Origin of the sequence: Vibrio rhodolitus (assembly GCF_003350325.1) — a bacterium.
Taxonomy (GTDB): domain Bacteria; phylum Pseudomonadota; class Gammaproteobacteria; order Enterobacterales; family Vibrionaceae; genus Vibrio; species Vibrio rhodolitus.
On record NZ_QLYZ01000017.1, the window covers coordinates 1 to 19,231 of the forward strand.

The window sequence follows — 19,231 nt, forward strand, 5'->3', positions numbered from 1 at the left end:
TCTGCGCTCACTGTCACCACGATGACCGACTGCCGCTCTCATGCGGTCATCGGCATTGCCCCCAATGCCAACACCGCACCACGTCGGACTGGTTACTGCGTCAAAAACGAAAGCTGTTACCTGTCCCTTACTTTATGGTGACCTTCACTTTGCCTGCTCAGTTACGAGCCTTAGCCTACTCACAACCTAAAGTGCTCTATCACATGATGTTCAGCGTCGCATCCAGCGTACTCAAAAGCTTTGCACAACGTGAACATCAAGGCGAGCTCGGGTTCACCGCAGTGCTCCATACCCATAGTCGACAACGAAATCTCCATCCCCACCTACACATTATCGTCGCAGGGGGGCGGTATGAAGCATCCAAGCAAGTATGGCACAAGAGCCATCCTCGCTACCTATTTAATGCCATGGCGCTGGCGAAAGTCTGGCGAGCGAGAATGCTCACCGCGATTCGCCAACACCCTCAACTCTGGCTGCCGAAATCCATACCGACTAAATGGGTGGTCGACTGCCGATGCGTTGGGAAAGGTCAGCCTGTGCTGGAATATCTGTCACGCTATCTCTATCGCGGCGTGCTGCCTGATAAAGACATCATTCGCTTCGAGGAGAATAGTGTCACCTTCCGCTACCAAGATAGCCAAGCTCAGCAATGGCAAAAGCGGACGCTACCCACGCTGAAATTCTTGATGCTCATCTTACAGCATGTGCTGCCAAAAGGGTTACAGCGAGTGCGAGACTACGGCTTTTTACGTGGACAAAATCGGCAAACGTTGATCCGAATACAACTATTGTTACTCAGGTTGTTTTGCACCCCGATGGCACTAGAGCCCACAATGAAAAGCAAAGCGACGCGGCTTTGCCCTTGTTGTCAGCATGAAATGATATGCGTGGGGATCACTCGACCGAGGTAGTCGAAAGGCATTAATAATAAGGATAATGACCGTCACGAAGATAAGGAGACGCAGCACATAAAACAGGCAATATAAAACAGTTAACTTATTGATAAGGCATAACTCTCTGCCTTGCAATGACGGCGCTCGCCTTGAGAAAAGCATCAAGGCCACCATCCTTCTAGAGCAGATCACACAATTTACTTATATAGAGGCTCGGGCTTGTTCAACACTCGGGATTTAACGCTGGCTACGCAGCGCTTAATCCTTATTTGTTAGCAATTTATAGTAATGCAGCAAGGGCTGGCAAAAACGGTCCTAAAACAGTTAGATGGTCGGCAGCCAATCCCATAAACTTCTGATACGCAGATAAAACAGAGCCACTTTTTGCTCCTTCACGCATTTCCTCAGTGGCAGTAACTAATGGCTCTTTATTGTCAATCTCTGAGGATTTGATCGCTTTGATAATGTCATCAAATAACGCGTCATTCACATTTAGCTGTTGATTTACATTTTCTGACTGGACCGAAATATTGCTATTTGAAACGTTTGAAATATGTACTGTATTGGTTTCTTTTTCTACTGGAATACCGTTTTCGAGTTTAAATAGATTTGTATTCTTTAGTAAGTTAATAGTTTGTCTTACCACCTTAGCAAGAGCAATTTGCTCTCTAAATGTAATAACCATTTGGTCGAAAGCCCAACAAGACTGACCATTTTGTTCTTTAGCCTTAATTGCTTCTTGAAGCGTTTGTTCTAGCCCTTCAATATCATCAATCCAAGTCCCGTCAAAACGCTCTGCTACAGCGGTTAATGTTGGATATTTTGTAATATCAAAATTAATAGACTCTAACTCTTCAGACAGAAAAAGCTCCATATCACGACCATCAGCATAGACTCGTTCAATTTTACTCTTAACACTTTGATCTTTGATTGGCCATACTAGCTGTCCCCAATCTTCTTTATGTTTAAGGTGAGACCACCAATTATCCTTCCCCCGAAACTCTTCTCCGATAGAGATTAGTCTACCGATGAGCCCTGAGACTTCTTCAAAATCGGTTCTAACTTTCAATTTATTCTCCCTAGTCAAATTTAAATTGCTAACGCCCGGCTCAGGCGCAAACAACCAGAGCGGGATTTGTGTCATAATTGGCGCTCGCTCCATTGGCACAAATGACGCAGCGGTTGGTTGTCGCTTGGAGCCGTTTGTTAGCTTCTAGACCACGGCTTCAAGCTCGTGTTTTACCTCATTGCAAATGAATGCTTTTATTTCCTTAAAGCTCCGATACCTTATAATATTCACTGACTCTCTAAAATCTGCTGCACAGAGCTCATTCACGAACGTAACATTATCTATTTCTTTAACGAAGAAAATGCACCTCTTACCTTTAGCAAGCGCGTAGCCAGCTTCAAAATGAACACTCGAAAAGAGCCGTTTGCTTAAAACAGCAATAAAATAATCACAATTATCAATTAGATTAAAGTACGCTGAAGCTTTTAAATTTGGAAACACGAAATCATCTAGTGACTCGAAACCCTCATTGATGTAATAAACATCATCTACATTTTCAAACTCTCTAAGGTCTTCGGCAATATCCACTATCGAACTTCTGAGCTCACTGTATTCTACATCAGTGAGAGTTGTGAAAGGTGTTGAGAAAAAGAGGTTTAACTTCTTATCTGGCTGTTTCACAAGTTCGAGAGGGCTACTCTCCTTTACCCAACCGCCCCGTGGGTGGGTTCGTTTTAGGTTGTAGATGCTATTAGAAATCTTCAGTCGCAAATCGAAAGTGTTTTCCCAGTATTTACACAACTTCTTTTCGGCTAATGCTCGAAAAGCTTGGAGTTTTTCTGCGGAACTTGGGTCTCTCTCACATTTATCTGCTGTCAAGGCATCGACATTCTCATAGAGAAACGAAATGATAGGTTTCCCTGTTTCTAGCGCATATCTGTATTCTTTTTCGGTATAGCTAATACCTTCACTCGAAAGTGAGCCATACCTGCCTGCAAGTATAAGAACATAGTAATCAGACTCATCGATCATCGACTTAATAAATGACCATTGGTCTACATTAGACGCAGGAAATAGCTCCATTACTACAGGGATGCAATCAGCCTCTAGTAAAGTTTGCGTCACATGTCGTCTTTCCTCAACAAGATCAAGGTATGTTGAGCTAACAAATACCTGATGCTTAACTGACATACTCGAATTCTCCTATTGAAGCTAACGCCAAGCGCAACGGTGGAATAAGCTGGCGGATTTTTTGCGCTTTTTGCAAAAAATGCGACAGCTTATGGAATCCGATTGACGCGCCTTGTTATGTTACCTGCCCGTTACATTTAAAAAAATCAAGAATCTCAACCATTAGCGAAATCCTCTTCCGAATAATGTCTTCAAGGGTATTATCATTTCCAGTCGGAGTATTAGTCATTGATGCTATTTTATCTTTGAGTATCGACTCATCAACTAAATGCCCATGATCATTTGCATATTGATTGATAAATTTAAAGAATCTATGTAAATCTAAATCATGATTCGAATGCCACGTATCTGTATTTGCCCAATTTGCTAACTTAGCTTCTGATTCTGTTGATAAATTCATAGTGCCTCACTTTGATTGGTAACATAACAGTGTATTAGGCTGAATTCTCGTTAAGATCCTCAGCCCTATCTGCACTTTCTTGCTAAGATAATATAATTTCCTTCCTATGCTCAACACCTTGCATACCTTACAAGAAAAACTGTCGCAGCCGTCTTAGTTGCAAAACGAGAACGTGTATTTATCGAGACCCAAAAAAGATGCTAATACGTGGCTTATATCACTAATTATCATCATGTTATCTACACCACTGGAGGTGAAAACGAGAATTTGGTTCTCATTAATACACTCACTATTTTGCCGAATCTACTGATTGCAATTATAACTGTATAAATAAACAGTACTCATATAACGGTGGTTTGTAATGGCAAAATCATCTTTATGGAAAAGGTAAGAACAGAGCTCAGAACTAAGCAATACAGTATACGTACAGAAAAATGTTACATGCACTGGATAAGATACTTCATTCGATTTAATGACCTTAAACACCCGGAATCGATGGGTAACGTAGAGATTGAGCGCTTTTTGAATCACTTAGCGGTTGATCGTAAAGTAAGCGCTGCGACGCAAAATCTTGCACTTTGCGCCATTATTTTTATGTATCGGCATATCATCCAAAGGGATATTCAAGGTCTAAAATATCAAAATACTCGTACCCCAAGAAGAGTTCCTGTGGTGTTGTCAGAAAATGAAGTCAGGCTAATACTCAACCAACTAAAAGGAAAATATTGGCTGCTCGCGGTTATTTTATATGGCAGTGGTTTACGTATCCAAGAAGCACTTTCTCTGCGGGTTAAAGATATAGATTTCGAATCTAAGTCTATTTTTATTTTCAACGGCAAAGGCAATAAAGACCGCTACACTATACTGCCAAAAGGCTTATGCAATCCTCTTGTTGCTCAAATAAAACAAGTGAGGGAATTGCACCAACGGGATATTTCAGAAGGCGCTGGAATGACTTCCGTGCCACCAGCTCTTTTTAGAAAATATAAGAACACATTGTCACACTATGGTTGGCAGTTTCTTTTTCCTTCAGCTAATCTCTGTATCCACCCTTATGATGGATATGTATGTCGGCATCATCTTCACGCCTCTGCATTTGCCAAGCAATTGAGAACCGCGGTGCGTTTAAGCGGTGTTGCTAAGAGAGTTACCGCCCATACATTCCGCCATTCCTTCGCAACTCGATTACTACAAAATGGAACTGATATTAGAACCGTTCAAGAGTTGTTAGGACATACCTACTTAAAAACCACGCAAATCTACACTCATGTCATCGGTGAGCGAAGGGCTGGAACCCGCAGCCCTATCGACTTTATTCTCTAGTGCAGGAAATTTTGCGCGCCGTTTAGCGTCGAAAAGTGGTAAACTTCTGCCATTACATGCTTGAATCCAACGGTTGCTAGTAAGCAAATATCCCGTAGATTTGACCAAAGTGAGCATAGAGTAAACGATTTTGACAAACACATTACCGCTCACTGGAAAATTGAATTAAAGGTAAAAGATACAAATGGTTAATAACTCTATCCAATGGTTTCCGGGTCACATGCATAAAGCACAAAAGGAGATTGCAGAAGCGATCCCACAAATCGATGTAATTATCGAAGTGCTTGATGCTCGTATTCCATTCAGTAGTGAAAACCCAATGATTTCGGAACTGCGCGGTGAGAAGCCGGTCGTTAAAGTGCTAAACAAACGTGATTTAGCTGATCCAGAAATGACACAACTGTGGATCGACCATTTAGAAAAAGAGAACAACGTAAAAGCGATGGCGATTACTACTTCTGAGCCACATGAAGTTCAGAAGATCCTCGAGCTTTGCCGCAAACTAGCGCCGCACCGTGAAGAGATCGGTAAAAACATTCGCACCATGATCATGGGCATTCCGAACGTTGGTAAATCAACCATTATCAATACTCTTGCGGGTCGCACGATTGCCGTAACTGGTAACCAACCAGCTGTAACTCGTCGCCAACAGCGTATCAACCTACAAAACGGTATCGTACTGTCTGATACTCCAGGGATCCTTTGGCCAAAAGTTGAGAACCCGCATAGTGGTTTCCGTCTTGCTGCTACTGGCGCAGTTAAAGATACAGCAATGGAATATGATGAAGTGGCGTTCTACACAGTAGAATACTTAGCGCAGGCTTATCCTGAGCTGCTTAAAGAGCGTTACCAAATTGAAGAGCTGCCAGAGTCTGATATTGAGATCATGGAAGAAATTGGTCGTCGCCGTGGTGCGCTGCGTTCAGGTGGTCGTGTTGATTTGCACAAAGTATCTGAAATTCTACTACATGAACTTCGCGGTGGTACTTTAGGTCAAATCACGCTTGAGCGCCCAGAAATGATCACTGAAGAACTGGTACAAGTAGAAATCGAAGCGACCCGTCGCGCTGAAGAAAAAGCAAAACGTAAAGAAGAGCGTCGTAAGCGCTACTTGCGCAACAAACGTTAAGCAGCATCATAAGCTTATATAAAGCAGTTACGATAAAGGGGACATTGAGTCCCCTTTTTGATTAGTTGGTATTATTGAATGCCTGCAAGTTTAAGTAGGATTTGTTCTAGTTCATCCCAAGGCATAAGCTGCGAATCAATCACTTCTAAACGAGATTCAAAACCCGACAAACTCATTTGGTTGACTGAAACAACACCATTGGCAACGTTGAAGGCATAACAGCCTTGGTCGGTGTTCACCACCGCTTTCACTCGCTCGGCAGTCAAAGCAGAAAGCATGGAAAATAGCGCATCGAAGTTAAACTCGTGTTCTGCACCAAACAACCAGCCGCAGCTAAAATATCCCTGCCCTTTGTTCTCGCGGCGGATAAACACCTCACCAGGCGGCAATTCAAATTGAGGCTCTAAGCTCGCATGTTGATGATGGTGATGTTCAATATGGCTCGAGGCACTCCCAAAAACGCGCTCAATATCCAATACCTCAAGCGGCAGTTCACCGTTTTTCACCAATTTGCTGAATACCTTTGGCGGCTGTTGCTCTGTCACCCAATTGCCAAATACATCAATATCGCTGGCATGGCAAAGATCCACCTTGTTGCCAATCACCACATCAGCACTATCCAATTGATCATTAAAATTCTGATTTGATGTGTATTTGATATTAGAAAGGTTACGCGGATCTACCAGCGCAATCGTCGCCTTTAAATCCACATAGTTTTGATATTGCTCAGAGGTTAAAGTGGCAATCACTTGTTTAGGATGACCCAAACCTGTCGGCTCAATGATTAAACGGTCAGGCTTTTGACGCAGCAAAGCGTTAATACCGACAGACATAGGCACGCCAGCAGTACAGCACATACAACCACCCGGCACTTCTTTGATCATTGCGCCTTGGTCGGTCATCATTGCACCATCGATACCAATTTCACCAAACTCATTCACAAGCACTGCCCACTTTTCGTTCTCGGGCTTACTTTTGAGTAGGTTGAGTATGGTGGTGGTTTTACCCACACCTAAAAACCCAGTAATGATATTGGTAGGGACTCTTGCTGTCATGATGCTTCTCCAAACTTAGTATGCTGGGAGTATATCGTTGATGGGTAAGTAACGTCGAGATGCTAAACGACAAAAGGCGCACTATAAAAGCGCGCCTTCTTCCCTCGTTACTCAATCGTGAGTCTGCGAATCAGAATGTCTATAGATGCATTCCGATATAATACGAGGATTTCGAAATGACTTTGTTGAATCCATCCAAATTGTAGGTAAGGCGCCATTCCTCCATGCGAGTTGATTCAGATTGCCTTACACTCTAAATATGGCTCAATACAGTAAATGTGCAAGTATTTTTTGCTATTAATTAGTTAAAACAACTCACTATTGAGCAACTAGTCACATTTATCACTATCGAGCCAAAATGCGATATTACCAGTTGATAAAACCAATTTTGGAATTCAATATTTCATTCTTATCGCTATAGTTATATCTGTAGAGGCGTATAATTTTATTTCCTTTCAAACTACTGGCTAAACAGCCATATCCGTAGGGGTGACGTTCCGAATGACCAAGAGAGAGAAAATTAAGCAATCTTTACTCGCTAAAGTTCCTAAAGATGCGATTAATCAATTTCTCTCGAAAGATAAAACCCCGGTTTCAGTGCTGTTTATGTCACTTATCGTTGGGGTATTAGCTGGGTTTGTCGGTACCTACTTCGAGCATGCCGTTGAGTTTGTGTCAGAGACTCGCACCGAGTGGCTCAAATCTGAATTAGGTAACGCACTTCCACTATGGTTAGCCGCCTTTATCATCAGCGCTGCGCTAGCATTCGTTGGTTATTATCTTGTTCATCGTTTTGCCCCAGAGGCGGCTGGCTCTGGCATTCCTGAAATTGAAGGCGCGATGGACGGTATTCGCCCTGTACGTTGGTGGCGAGTGCTGCCAGTGAAGTTCTTTGGCGGTATGGGCGCTTTAGGTTCAGGAATGGTGCTGGGTCGCGAAGGTCCGACTGTGCAAATGGGCGGCGCGATCGGTCGTATGGTGACCGATATCTTCCGTGTGAGAAACAGCGATACCAAACATTCTCTCCTTGCTTCTGGTGCAGCCGGGGGCTTAGCCGCTGCGTTTAATGCACCACTTGCCGGTATTATGTTTGTCGTTGAAGAAATGCGACCACAATTTCGCTACTCGCTCATTTCAATTAAAGCAGTAATTATCTCGGCAGTTTCGGCGAATATTGTTTTCCGCTATATCAACGGTCAAGCTGCCGTCATCACTATGCCGCAATATCAAGCCCCTGAATTATCGGCACTTTGGCTATTTTTGGTATTAGGTGCGCTATTTGGCATGTTCGGTGTGGTATTTAATCGTCTGGTGACTATTGCCCAAGATTTATTTGTTCGACTCCATCGTAATGATCGTAAACGTTATTTGCTTACTGGATCATTTATTGGTGGTTGCTTTGGCTTGATGCTGCTTTACGTGCCTGAAATTACCGGTGGCGGTATTTGGCTCATTCCGAACATCACCAACGGCGGCTATGGTGCGACATTTTTATTGCTGCTGTTTATTGGTCGTATCTTTACTACGCTGTTGTGTTTTGCCTCTGGCGCGCCGGGTGGTATCTTCGCACCAATGTTAGCGCTGGGCACTCTGTTTGGTTACGCTTTTGGCTTGATTGCTCAGCAACTTTTTCCTGAGTTACCAATCACACCGGGCATGTTCGCGATAGCCGGTATGGGCGCGCTTTTCGCTGGCACGGTACGCGCACCTATCACAGGTATCTTACTGGTAATCGAGATGACCAATAACTACTATCTCATCTTACCGCTTATCATCACCAGTTTAGGCGCGGTTATCTTCGCTCAGTTACTTGGCGGGCAGCCAATCTATAGCCAACTACTCCATCGCACGTTAAAAAATGAAAAATTACGTCAGGAAGACTTACCGCGAGATACCACACAAAATCAGCCCTAAAAACTCAGTCCCATCTCTTGAGAATCCCTTATTTTAAAGGTAAGAGATAGACCAATTGGCAATTGCCACCACCGCGTGAGGCTTGATACTATTCACGCCTCTTAAGGGGCAAGGAATGCCTCTGAATATTCGTTAAATTATGTAGTTAAGGTTAGGAGTTCGGCTTGAACTGGAGAAGGCTGACACAATTTCAAGGGGTTCCCCCGTCACAAGCAGCGCTGGCACTTGGTATTATTGGTCTTGGTCAGGCATGGGCACTGTATGTCCCTGCTGTTGGCGAAGCTATTCGCCCATTTATGGCCGGTCTTGGCGCGTTATTGCTTGCTCCTGTCCTAATTAAATACCTCAGCAATCCTAAGATTTTTGTTGCCGACTTACGCCATCCACTGAGTGGTAGCCTTATGGCGCCGATGAGCATGGCGCTGCTGATCTTATGTGATTATCTGGCGGTGATTTCGCCAATCATCGCCTACCCGATCTGGTTTGCTGCGGTCTGGCTGCATATTACGATGATGGTGATGTTTTTCACCTTCCAACTGACCAATTTTAAGATGTCGAACATCGTACCAAGCTGGTTTTTGTATCCGGTAGGCTTGATCAGCAGCTCGCTCGCAGGCACACAGTTTGGGCACACAGTATTCTCAGAAACGCTGGTCAATACATGTATTACCATCTACTTCTTTATGCTGCCGTTGGTGCTCTACCGTTTAGTGTTTGAAGGGATGTTGCCAAGACGAGCCAGACCGACCCTAGCCATTATGGCTGCACCGATTAACTTAACGCTTGCCACTTATTTGGTGAACTTTAAGCAGCCAGACCCGATCTTAACGGGCGCATTGGCAGGGATTGCGATCACCATGACGTTGATGATTTATCTGTGTTACTTCCGCTTAATGCGCCTTAAGTTTCAGCCATCAATTGCGGCGGTTACCTTTCCATCGGTGATCAGTGCCATCGCCATGCACCGCTTGACCAGTTTCTTTGAGCAATACCATCCGCGCTGGCATTGGCTGCATGACTTTGGTTTCTTTGAGCTGTCCATTGCCACCATTTTGGTGGTCTGGGTATCATTCGGTTACATCAAAATGTATTTCCCTGAAGGGTTTAACCGCTCAGCGAAAGAAAGTTAAACCAACAGGCGTGATTGAGCTATAACCATTGCCCCACTTTCCATAGCAAGGTGTCGCTGTCGGCGGGCTTAATCAAGAAGTCATTGATGCCAGAATGATAAATATCACGCGCCATTTGGCTGGATGAATCGCCGGTATAACCAATGATAGGTACAGAGACATAAGAAGAATCAACGCCGCGAATCGCTCGTGCCGCCGAAAGCCCATCTAAAGTTGGCATTTCAATATCCATCACGATAAGGTCGATTGGCGCACGCAGCAGCACCTCTAATACCTCTTCGCCATTTTGCGCTTCGATAACCTTAAAGCCATATTTCTTCATTAAGATTGCGGTATAAGCACGAATTGAGTGGTTGTCGTCCGCAATAAGCAGCGTCTTGCCGCGGAACTTTTCTTCCACAAGATCAAACTTGCGTCGGCTTTGGGGTGAATCAAAACAAAGCTCATCAATGATATTGCTGCACTGTGCAACGAACTTACTTTTCTCAACCGGGTAAAACTCAACGCTGCGCTCTAAGCCATAGCTATACACCGAATGTTTATCGAACAGATAAACTATCCGTCCTTGAGTAAAACTAAGCTTGGTCTCTAGCGCCTCAAACATCGTCTGATTTGCCATGTTACTGTCTAAATCGACCACCACCACATCATATTCAAACTCATATTCCTCTTTCTTTAATGCTTTTTCCGCACTCATATGAGAGACCTGATAGCCAAGATAGAAAGCACTATCATCCAGCGCCTTTGATAGCGAGTTGTGTGAGCCAATGTAGAGCACACTGCGGGTTTTGAACATGTCGAGTTTGATTTTCTTCACCGACGATGAGGCATACGGCGGGAAGGTTAAGGTAAATTCGGTAAACTGATTAAGCTCAGAGCGACAGCGAATCTCACCACCCATCGCTTGCATCACTTTTAAACAAAATGGCAAACCTAAACCATAGCCGCCCGCTTTGCCTTGGGTGTAAAAATCATCAAAGATCTGCTTAGTCACTTCCGAACTCATGCCGATGCCATTATCGCGCACAATCAATTGGTTAAAACCGTTAAAGCGCTGCAGTTCGATATCAATCTTAAACTGCTCACGCTTACCGTGGAAAAAGGCATTTTTCAGTAGGTTGTATAAAGTGTATTTAACTAAGGTATCGCTGCCAAAAAAGAAGAAATCTTGCTGCAAATTAACCGTCACACACTGTTTGTCCGCCTTACTTGAGTACGAGAAGCTCTTCACCGCTTGTTCAATCACCGACTGAATCGAATGCTTACGATAGGTGGCATTGGTAATACGATTTTGGTCAATCGATGTCAGCAGTAAATCGATGGTTTCCGTGCCAGAGCGAATCGCCTCATTAGCTTGGGATATCACTTCATGCGCCAGCGCCAACGAATCAGCGTCCAGCACTAACGATGGCGACTTTTGCGCATTACCGAGCGCTTTACTATCAACTGGCAATAAACTCTCTAATAGGTCGATTGATGCTTTCAAAGCGCTGAGCGGGTTACGCATTTCATGGGCGATACCCGCACCAAATGATTTCGCCAACGAGACGCGCGATTCATGTTCACTTTGGCTGCGCAGGTAAAACAAATTGCCAAAGAGATAGGTGAAGGCGAAGATTGCCACATACGCCCAGTTTACATTTTGGTTTATCACCGACCAACTCGGTCCATAAACCAATAACAGCGAACACAGCAGCGCAACACTAGTTTGCAGCAGCAAAAGCCCTGTTCGATAGACCACCAAAACATGGATAATGATCGCCGCCATAAATGACATCACCCAAATCTCTGACCAATCGTTTTTGAACATCATAAAAGAAAAGAAAAACGGTAAACAGATCGGGATGCAAAAGGCAAAATAGATGGGTAAGTAACGCTGCAACCTAGCAGGTACATAATGGCGCAGCGCAATCACAGCAAAAATTAACGAACACAAACAACGCAGCGCCAACGATTCGTAAGGCTGAGGGAAGAGATGCTGCCAAACATAGTAGTAGGCAGGAAAACCAAGAAAACCCATCCAGCCAATGACGGTCAGGTTTGGCTCAGCGTATTGATATACCTTACGAACCGATTCCATGAAACTTCTCATTCTATAAACAAGCAAAACAATTGCAGTGTGCGCTGTTTGATACAGTCTAATTGATAAACCGCACAATGAGAATTCCATTCCACACTTTCATTGTGGTTAAATAGTTTACGGATATGCTTGCCGCTTGCTCCTAGCCGCGACAAGCACATCGTGAGCGCAGCTAAGTTATTGAATGGCGCCTTGCAAGTTGATGTGGCTACCACTTCGATCCGCTTTGACATCAATTCTGAGTGGCATTTGCTCTTTTAGCTCACTAACGTGGGAAATCAGACCAATCGTGCGTCCACCTTGCTGTAGGTCGATTAAAGTTTGGATGGCTAGATCGAGTGATTCAGGATCTAAGCTACCAAAGCCTTCATCAATAAACAGCGTATCAAGGCGAATACCACCACTGTAAGACTGCACAACATCAGATAAACCAAGCGCCAGCGAAAGCGCCGCCATAAACGATTCTCCACCGGATAAGGTCGCTACATCACGCAGTTTGCCTGAATAGCTATCTTCAACCATCAAATCCAAGCCCGAGCCAGCCTGCCCTTTGGCGCGCTCTTCTTTACGACGCAACTCATAACGCCCTTTACTCATCACACGCAGGCGTTGTGACGCTTGAATCAGCACATCATCCAGCAAAACGCCAAGCACAAAGCGATGTAAACTCACCCTCGCACCGGTGCGACCATTGGCAATATCGCTCAGCGTACCAATCACTTGATACTCCGCTTGCAACGCTTGGTTTTGCTTATGAAGCTGGTGCAAAATTGTCGCCACTTTGTTGAGGTTATCAAGCTGAGACTGCAACTTCGTCATCGCTTCTTGCTGCGCCTGATGGGCGACTTTCGCTGCGCTGAGCGAATGTTGAAGCTGCTCTAAATCTGGTAGAACCTTATCGGTAAGCTCTTGCTCCAATGTCTCCAACGCACCATTTAAGCTAGAAGTGGTTTGAGCAAATTGCGCCAGTTGCTGTTCAATCTGCTCAATCTGAGCTGGCGCCAATCGTGCCTCTAAATAGCTTTGTTCGCTATCAAAATGGCTTTGTTGTAGCTGCGCTAACCACACAGATTCACACTCAGCCAGCAAGTTTAATGCCTCATTAAGCTGCTTTTCATTTTCTTGCTGCTGAGTGGTTGCTGTGACAAGTTGCGTCTGCTGCGTTTCCAGTTGTAGCTTGGCTTGCTGCTCAGCTTGCTGCAGTTGTTTGATTTGAGCATCAAGTTGGCGAATCGCGTGTTGAACATGCGCGGCGTCTTGCTCTTGCTGCGATAAATCTTGCAATAGGTTAGCTAAACTGCCCTCTAACTTGGCGACCCATTGTGAAGCTTCAACCAACTGTTGATTCGCTTGTACGTCTTGTTGCTTCAGCTGAGCGACAGATTGCTCGGTAGCTTGTAACTGGTGAGAGATTTGCTCCACCGCATTGAGATTTACCGCTGAAATTTGCTGCTCTAGCTGCCAACTTTGCTGTTGAATTACCTCGCGGGGTTGCGGGTTCTCCCCGAGTTGACCGAGCCAGCCTTGTACCGCCTGCTCAACTTTATCAACATCTCTTTGCGCAGCTTGAAGCGCTAAAGAGGCAGACTCTTGCAAGTTGTAGCTTTGTTGCTGCTTGGCACGCGCCTTATCAACTTGCGCCTTATTTACCTCTTGTGCGGTAAATTGAGCCGGTGCAGGGTGATCTTGACTGCCACATACTGGGCAAGGTTCACCTTGTTGGAGCGTTTTCGCCAGTTGAGCCGCTTGCGAGGTATGCCAATAGTATTCCTGTTGATCAGCAAAGCGCTTTGCCTGCTCAAATGCCGCTTTCGCTTGTTCAAATTCAGCCAACTTAACTTGGTAAGTTGCGCGGTAGTGCTCGGCCGCTTGTTCGGTTTTCGCTAACTCTTGGTAATTGTTAAGCTGGGTCTGTAGCTGCTTAAGCTCAGCTTGCTGAGCGGGTAACGCTGCTAAGCTGTCTTTGGCGATTTGCAACTGTTGTTGTTGATTTTTATAGGCCTCTTCCAGCGTTGCCAACTGCTTAGTATCGCGCTCATGAGCTTGTTGCAACTGCAATAACGACTGCTGCGCCTGCTGCAATTTGGCTTGCTCTTGATCGCGCTGCGCTAAGCGCTTGGCAATCTCATTAAAGGTGAAAAGTTGCTGAGTCAGTGCGGGTACAACTTGCGCTTCCTCGCTGGCTTTATCACTGTCGTGTTTAGCTTGATTAAACCGTGCAGTCGTCTGCTCAACAAGCTGCGCGCCTTGTTCACAAGCCTGCTTGGAACTCGCTTTTTTTTGTAAAGCTTGTGTCCATTGACTGTGCGACACATTGAGCTCTTGTGCTTGCAACGCCTGCTTTCTCTGGCTTGCCAATGCATCCATCGCAGGCTGTTTTGCTAAGTGTTCTGTGCGATTTGCAACAAGCTGATCTCGCTTGGCAAGTTTGGCTTGCAGTTCACTCGCCTCTTTGTGTGCAGATTGGGTCTGCTCAAATGCCTCACGAGCGGCGTTAAGCGCTTGCTGAGCCTCAGCAATTTGCGGTGCTACGCTCTCAATTTGCAGGTTTAGCTCTTCTTCACTGGCAACGCCAGCCACATCCAACGCACCCTTGATTTGATTATCAAATTCATCTTTTGCGCGGCGAATATGCGCGGCTTTTTCAAACAACGCCTTTTCTATCGCAACATAAAGGTGCGTTTGGAACAGTTGACCAAAGATCTGTTCGCGCTCTTTTGAGTTAGCAATCAATAGCTCACGAAACTTACCTTGCGGTAAAACCATCACCTGACGAAACTGTTTCACATCCAAGCCAATCAATTCACTCATCGCTTTGGCAACCGGGTTCGGTTTGTTGGCTAATAGCTCTTCTTGTTCATCTTGAATGGCAAACAATACCGCTGAATGCTCTTTTTTGGTCAACCCATCACCGCGTTTTTTTGGCAGCATTTGGCTTGGCGAACGTTCAATTCGATACTGTTTACAGCCAAGCGAAAACTCAAAGATCACTTCGGTTGGCAAAGCGGGATCGGCATGATCACAGCGCATTTGCTCACCAGTGCGCTCACTGCCCGTAGTTTCGCCGTACAGCGCAAAACAGATGGCGTCGAGTATTGAACTCTTACCCGAACCAGTCGGACCGTTAATCAGAAACAGCGGCGATTGACCGAGTTTTGAAAAATCAATCACTTGCTTATCAGCAAAAGGACCAAAGGCTTGAATGGTCAGTTTTAATGGCGTCATGGTTTAAGCCTCTTGCTCACGCGTAAGTTGGGAAATAATTGCACTGACTGCCGTTTCTTGTTCTGCAGTGAGCGGCTCTTGTTTCGCTTCTAAGAAGAAGTCTTTAAACATGTCGAGCTCACCACGAGCCAAACGCGCTTTACCCATTTGTTGATCAACACCAATCAGCATCCCCGGCTTTTCTAGATGCAATACATTCGGATAGACCTTACGCAGTTTTTCCATTGGGTCGAGAATCGCATGCTTGTCCATCAAACGAGCTAACAGGTAATCATGATTATTTGGGTCCGTTTTGCCCTGCTCAATTAAATCCGCCAATTCGCCCTCAATGATACGCATCTGATGAGGCGCGGTGAGCGGGATATGCGTCGCCGATTTAAAGCCATTGCTATCAAGCTCAACTAACGTCATCCCTTTGGCTTGATGTTGCTCTGAGAAGCTGTATTTCATCAAGGAGCCTGAATAACGGATGTATTCTTCGCCTTTTTTCTGCGGCTGATGCAAATGCCCTAACGCAACATAATCAAACACGCGAAAGTGTTCGTGGCTGACGCGATCAGAGCCGCCAATGGAAAGCGGACGCTCAGATTCAGATTCAATCGCACCATCGACAAAACAATGGCTTAACAGCACGTTTTTTTGCTGCGGCTGGAACTGTTCGCTGATTTTTTCCACCAGCAGTTGATGAGCTTGGTCGTGATCTTTGACCGCTTGCTGGCTGTAGTGACGCACCAATTCAGGGTCGTTGTAAGGCATACCATAAAACGCCACCTCGCCAATATCAGAGGTGATCACTACCGGTTTTAGCATCTCGTCAAAGTTGGCGATAATGTGCAGCCCAGAAGGTTTCATCTGACTGGCGGCAAAGCCAAGGCGCTGCGCGCCATCGTGATTACCAGGAATAATAATTACCGGTGTTGCTAGCTCACCGCACACCTTGTCGACAAACTGGTTCATCAATTCAATCGCGCTGGTTGGTGGTACGCTGCGATCATAAATATCACCTGCGATGACCAAAGCATCCACTGGATTCGATTGTAAATAAGTAATGATTTGCGCCAATACCGCTTGCTGATCTTCTAGCAAGGAGACGTTATGGAATTGTCGGCCTAAATGCCAATCGGAGGTGTGAAGGAACTTCATTTGCGCCCTAGCTTTACTGACTTAATTTATGTCTTCTAAGGCGCAAGTTTACCACTCTCAGAGTGGAGTAACTATCTAGAGAGGTTTGTTTTTACATTGCTTAATCGCATTTTCTAACAGTTCAAGCGCGCTAAGCTGACACTCAGCGAGTTGCGCATCACTGCTACCAAGTGGTGTAACTCGTTCGCCCCACTTAATATGCCCTGCGCCCCAGGTTAAACCCGCGCCAAATGCAGCAAGTAAAAGGTTATCACCCGCTTTGACTTTACCTTGCTCTAGCGCTTCACAAAGTGCGATAGGCACAGTAGCTGCCGAGGTATTGCCGTAATTGTGGATATTAACAAACGCTTTCTCTTGGCTAATACCAGCAAGGTCACAGAGCGTTTGAATGATACGGATGTTAGCTTGGTGTGGGATCACGACATCAACTTGATCAGTTGAGAGCTCACTACGAGCCAGTACGTTATGGGCTGCTGCGCCCATGCCTTTTACTGCGCGTTTGAAAATCTCTTTACCGACAAAGTCAAATTCCCAATAACCGTTATCTGCGGCGAAGCGATCCATTGAGGTACCAAATTTAGGTACAGCAAGAATATCACGACCTTGCGAATCACAACCCAGTTGCGCTTGCTGCAAACCAACTTTTTGTTCGGTTTTGCTTAACACTACCGAACCAGCACCATCGCCAAACAGCACCGCAGTATCACGCTGTGTCCAGTCAATATAGAAAGATAAGCGCTCAGCACCAATCACAAGTGCATGTTGGTAGTTACCTGCTTGAATTAAGCGGGTAGCAGTTTCTAAACCGTAAACAAAACCGGTACAGGCGGCGTTAAGGTCAAACGCGGCAGCACCTTTAATACCGAGGTTTTGCGAAACTTTTGAAGCGATATTCGGGATAAGTGAGTCAGGCGAGCAAGTCGCGACAATGATTAGGTCGATATCTTGGGCAGTGATCCCAGCACAAGCGATGGCATGCTCGGCAGCCACAGTCGCCATATCTGAGGTATCTACATGGCTGATACGGCGATTTTCAATACCAGTGCGGGTGCGAATCCATTCATCAGAGGTTTCAAGGAAAGTACTTAAGTCATCGTTAGAGAGCTTAGCTGGCGGCAGGCACTTTCCCCAACCGCTAATTTCTGCGTAATAGTTGGTCATTATTAGCCTTTATGTGTTCTTGTTTTACCTTCGATAGTATAACTATCCCCACCCTTCCTCAAGTCGACCTAAATCTAACATGTTGATTAGTGTGATTGGGCAAATAAAAACACGCCATGAATCTACCTATTTAATGCAACTAAACGATCAGATTGCGTGGGTTCTGGAAACAATCTAATTCCATTCGCAATACTATAATTGGCATGAATTTTTCTCTTAAAAATCATTCATTTATTTTCATTCCAAGCAGCGATAAATACAATCTTAATGCTCAAGAATAAACGTTTCTTTCTTCATTCGTTGGTGGGAGTATCCAGCCATGGCGATTAACTAAAACAATATTCAGCGAATTCCGAAAGGGAGAAATATTATGAAACAACAAGATAAAGTCATCACCATCGTAAACACTCACAGCGAAGCTGAGAATCTGGTAAAAATGCTTAAAAAAGAGCAGTACGATGTTTCAAAAATCTCAATTCTAGGTAAAGGCTACCATAGCGAAGAGCATGTTTCGGGTTTCTACAATACCGGCGATCGCGTAAAAAGTTGGGGTAAAACTGGCGCATTATGGGGCGGTGTTTGGGGTGCGCTCGTTGGTGCCGGTATGTTTTGGCTACCTGGTGTTGGCGCGTTAATGGTTGCAGGTCCAATTGTCGCTTCGGTTGTTGGCGCTGTTGAAGGTGCGGTCGTCACCGGTGGCGCTGGTGCAATTGGTGGCGCACTTGCCAGTATCGGCATACCAAAAGACAGCATTGTAAAATACGAATCTGCAATTAAAGCTGACAAATTTTTAGTGCTTGTACATGGCGACGCAGAAGACATTGTCAAAGCTCGAGCTATCTTGGCTGACTATCAAGCAGAACACGTTAAAGCTTAAATTTTGCTTAAGCTACCCTACCTAAACGCTTAAGCATTCAGGCAGCCTCGGCTGCCTTTTTCGTATTTGAGGTTTCGTTTGTCAAACTTCAATAGTATAACTATACCCACCCTAACTTACATCGACACAAATCTAAGTGGTTGATTGATGCGTTAGGGTGAAAAATAAAAACAAAGAGAGAATCAGTCATGTCAACATTTAACACCCGTTGCCCTTCATGTCAGGGCGTCAATCGCGTTCCTAGTGAGCGTGTTTCCGAAAGCCCAAAATGCGGTAAATGTCAGCAATCATTACTCGATGGCAAACCTATCGAAGGCACTGAATTAAACTTCGCAACCTTACTTAATAGCGACCAACCAGTCGTGGTTGATTTTTGGGCTCCTTGGTGTAACCCATGTGTTGGATTTGCCCCTGTATTTGAGCAGGTTGCAGAAGAGCTTTCTGAGCAAGTTCGTTTCGTAAAAATTGATACTGAAGCACAACAAAATCTTGCCGCGCAATTCCAGATTAGAAGCATTCCAACCATTATGGTGTTCAAAAATGGCAAAAGAGTCGATGTTATCAACGGCGCTCTACCGAAAAGCCAGTTCTCACAATGGCTAAGCCAAGCCATCCAAAAATAGTTTTATGCACTTAAAGCCGGAAATTTGCATGATTTTTCGGCTTTTTGCATATAAATATCTAGCCCAACAAATAACAAA

At 44.9% G+C, this 19,231-nt stretch carries 15 protein-coding genes; 7 read left to right on the forward strand and 8 right to left on the reverse strand.

Going from position 1 to position 19,231, the window contains the following annotated elements:
* Positions 1–911, forward strand: a 911-nt coding sequence (locus DPF93_RS15130) for an IS91 family transposase (protein WP_164675377.1), incomplete at its 5' end; no start/stop codon positions are given.
* 262 nt (positions 912–1,173) lie between these two features.
* Here DPF93_RS15130 and DPF93_RS15135 read toward each other — a convergent pair.
* The 3 genes from DPF93_RS15135 to DPF93_RS15145 form a co-directional block, all read right to left on the reverse strand.
* Complete coding sequence (locus DPF93_RS15135; RefSeq protein ID WP_114766966.1) at positions 1,174–2,037, reverse strand: hypothetical protein; 864 nt, start codon at positions 2,035–2,037, stop codon at positions 1,174–1,176.
* 69 nt (positions 2,038–2,106) lie between these two features.
* Positions 2,107–3,093, reverse strand: coding sequence for a DUF4062 domain-containing protein (locus tag DPF93_RS15140; RefSeq protein ID WP_114766967.1), 987 nt, complete (start codon positions 3,091–3,093; stop codon positions 2,107–2,109).
* Between the two features lie 115 nt (positions 3,094–3,208).
* Positions 3,209–3,493 carry a hypothetical protein gene (locus DPF93_RS15145; protein ID WP_114766968.1) on the reverse strand — a complete coding sequence of 95 codons (285 nt, stop codon included), beginning with the start codon at positions 3,491–3,493 and terminating at the stop codon, positions 3,209–3,211.
* Between the two features lie 378 nt (positions 3,494–3,871).
* Here DPF93_RS15145 and DPF93_RS15150 point away from each other — a divergent pair, with 378 nt between their 5' ends.
* Both DPF93_RS15150 and ylqF read left to right on the forward strand, forming a co-directional pair.
* Positions 3,872–4,816, forward strand: coding sequence for an integron integrase (locus DPF93_RS15150; RefSeq protein ID WP_114766969.1), 945 nt, complete (start codon positions 3,872–3,874; stop codon positions 4,814–4,816).
* A 184-nt stretch (positions 4,817–5,000) separates the two neighbouring features.
* Entirely contained in the window at positions 5,001–5,945 is a 945-nt protein-coding gene (ylqF, locus tag DPF93_RS15155) for a ribosome biogenesis GTPase YlqF (protein WP_114766970.1), read from the forward strand.
* Positions 5,946–6,016: 71 nt separating this feature from the next.
* Here the strand turns inward: ylqF and DPF93_RS15160 are convergent, their stop codons facing one another.
* Positions 6,017–7,000: a CobW family GTP-binding protein gene (locus DPF93_RS15160; RefSeq protein ID WP_114766971.1), complete on the reverse strand. Its 984-nt coding sequence runs from the start codon at positions 6,998–7,000 to the stop codon at positions 6,017–6,019.
* Between the two features lie 501 nt (positions 7,001–7,501).
* Here DPF93_RS15160 and clcA point away from each other — a divergent pair.
* Both clcA and DPF93_RS15170 read left to right on the forward strand, forming a co-directional pair.
* Positions 7,502–8,914, forward strand: coding sequence for a H(+)/Cl(-) exchange transporter ClcA (gene clcA / locus DPF93_RS15165; RefSeq protein WP_114766972.1), 1,413 nt, complete (start codon positions 7,502–7,504; stop codon positions 8,912–8,914).
* Positions 8,915–9,078: 164 nt separating this feature from the next.
* Positions 9,079–10,044 carry a TDT family transporter gene (locus DPF93_RS15170; protein WP_114766973.1) on the forward strand — a complete coding sequence of 322 codons (966 nt, stop codon included), beginning with the start codon at positions 9,079–9,081 and terminating at the stop codon, positions 10,042–10,044.
* Positions 10,045–10,063: 19 nt separating this feature from the next.
* On the opposite strand, the gene DPF93_RS15175 is transcribed toward DPF93_RS15170, so the two are convergent.
* The 4 genes from DPF93_RS15175 to DPF93_RS15190 form a co-directional block, all read right to left on the reverse strand.
* Positions 10,064–12,124 (reverse strand): ATP-binding response regulator, encoded by a 2,061-nt coding sequence (locus DPF93_RS15175; protein WP_114766974.1) that lies wholly within the window; start codon positions 12,122–12,124, stop codon positions 10,064–10,066.
* A 177-nt stretch (positions 12,125–12,301) separates the two neighbouring features.
* Positions 12,302–15,349, reverse strand: coding sequence for an AAA family ATPase (locus DPF93_RS15180; protein WP_114766975.1), 3,048 nt, complete (start codon positions 15,347–15,349; stop codon positions 12,302–12,304).
* Positions 15,350–15,352: 3 nt separating this feature from the next.
* A complete protein-coding gene (locus DPF93_RS15185; RefSeq protein ID WP_114766976.1) occupies positions 15,353–16,492 on the reverse strand; it encodes an exonuclease SbcCD subunit D in 1,140 nt (379 codons plus the stop codon).
* Between the two features lie 75 nt (positions 16,493–16,567).
* Positions 16,568–17,653, reverse strand: coding sequence for a ketoacyl-ACP synthase III (locus DPF93_RS15190; RefSeq protein ID WP_114766977.1), 1,086 nt, complete (start codon positions 17,651–17,653; stop codon positions 16,568–16,570).
* A gap of 370 nt (positions 17,654–18,023) precedes the next feature.
* Between DPF93_RS15190 and DPF93_RS15195 the strand changes: the two genes are divergently transcribed.
* Positions 18,024–18,530 carry a general stress protein gene (locus DPF93_RS15195; RefSeq protein WP_114766978.1) on the forward strand — a complete coding sequence of 169 codons (507 nt, stop codon included), beginning with the start codon at positions 18,024–18,026 and terminating at the stop codon, positions 18,528–18,530.
* 188 nt (positions 18,531–18,718) lie between these two features.
* Positions 18,719–19,153, forward strand: a complete 435-nt coding sequence (gene trxC / locus DPF93_RS15200; protein ID WP_114766979.1) for a thioredoxin TrxC — start codon at positions 18,719–18,721, stop codon at positions 19,151–19,153.
* Positions 19,154–19,231 lie beyond the last annotated feature (78 nt).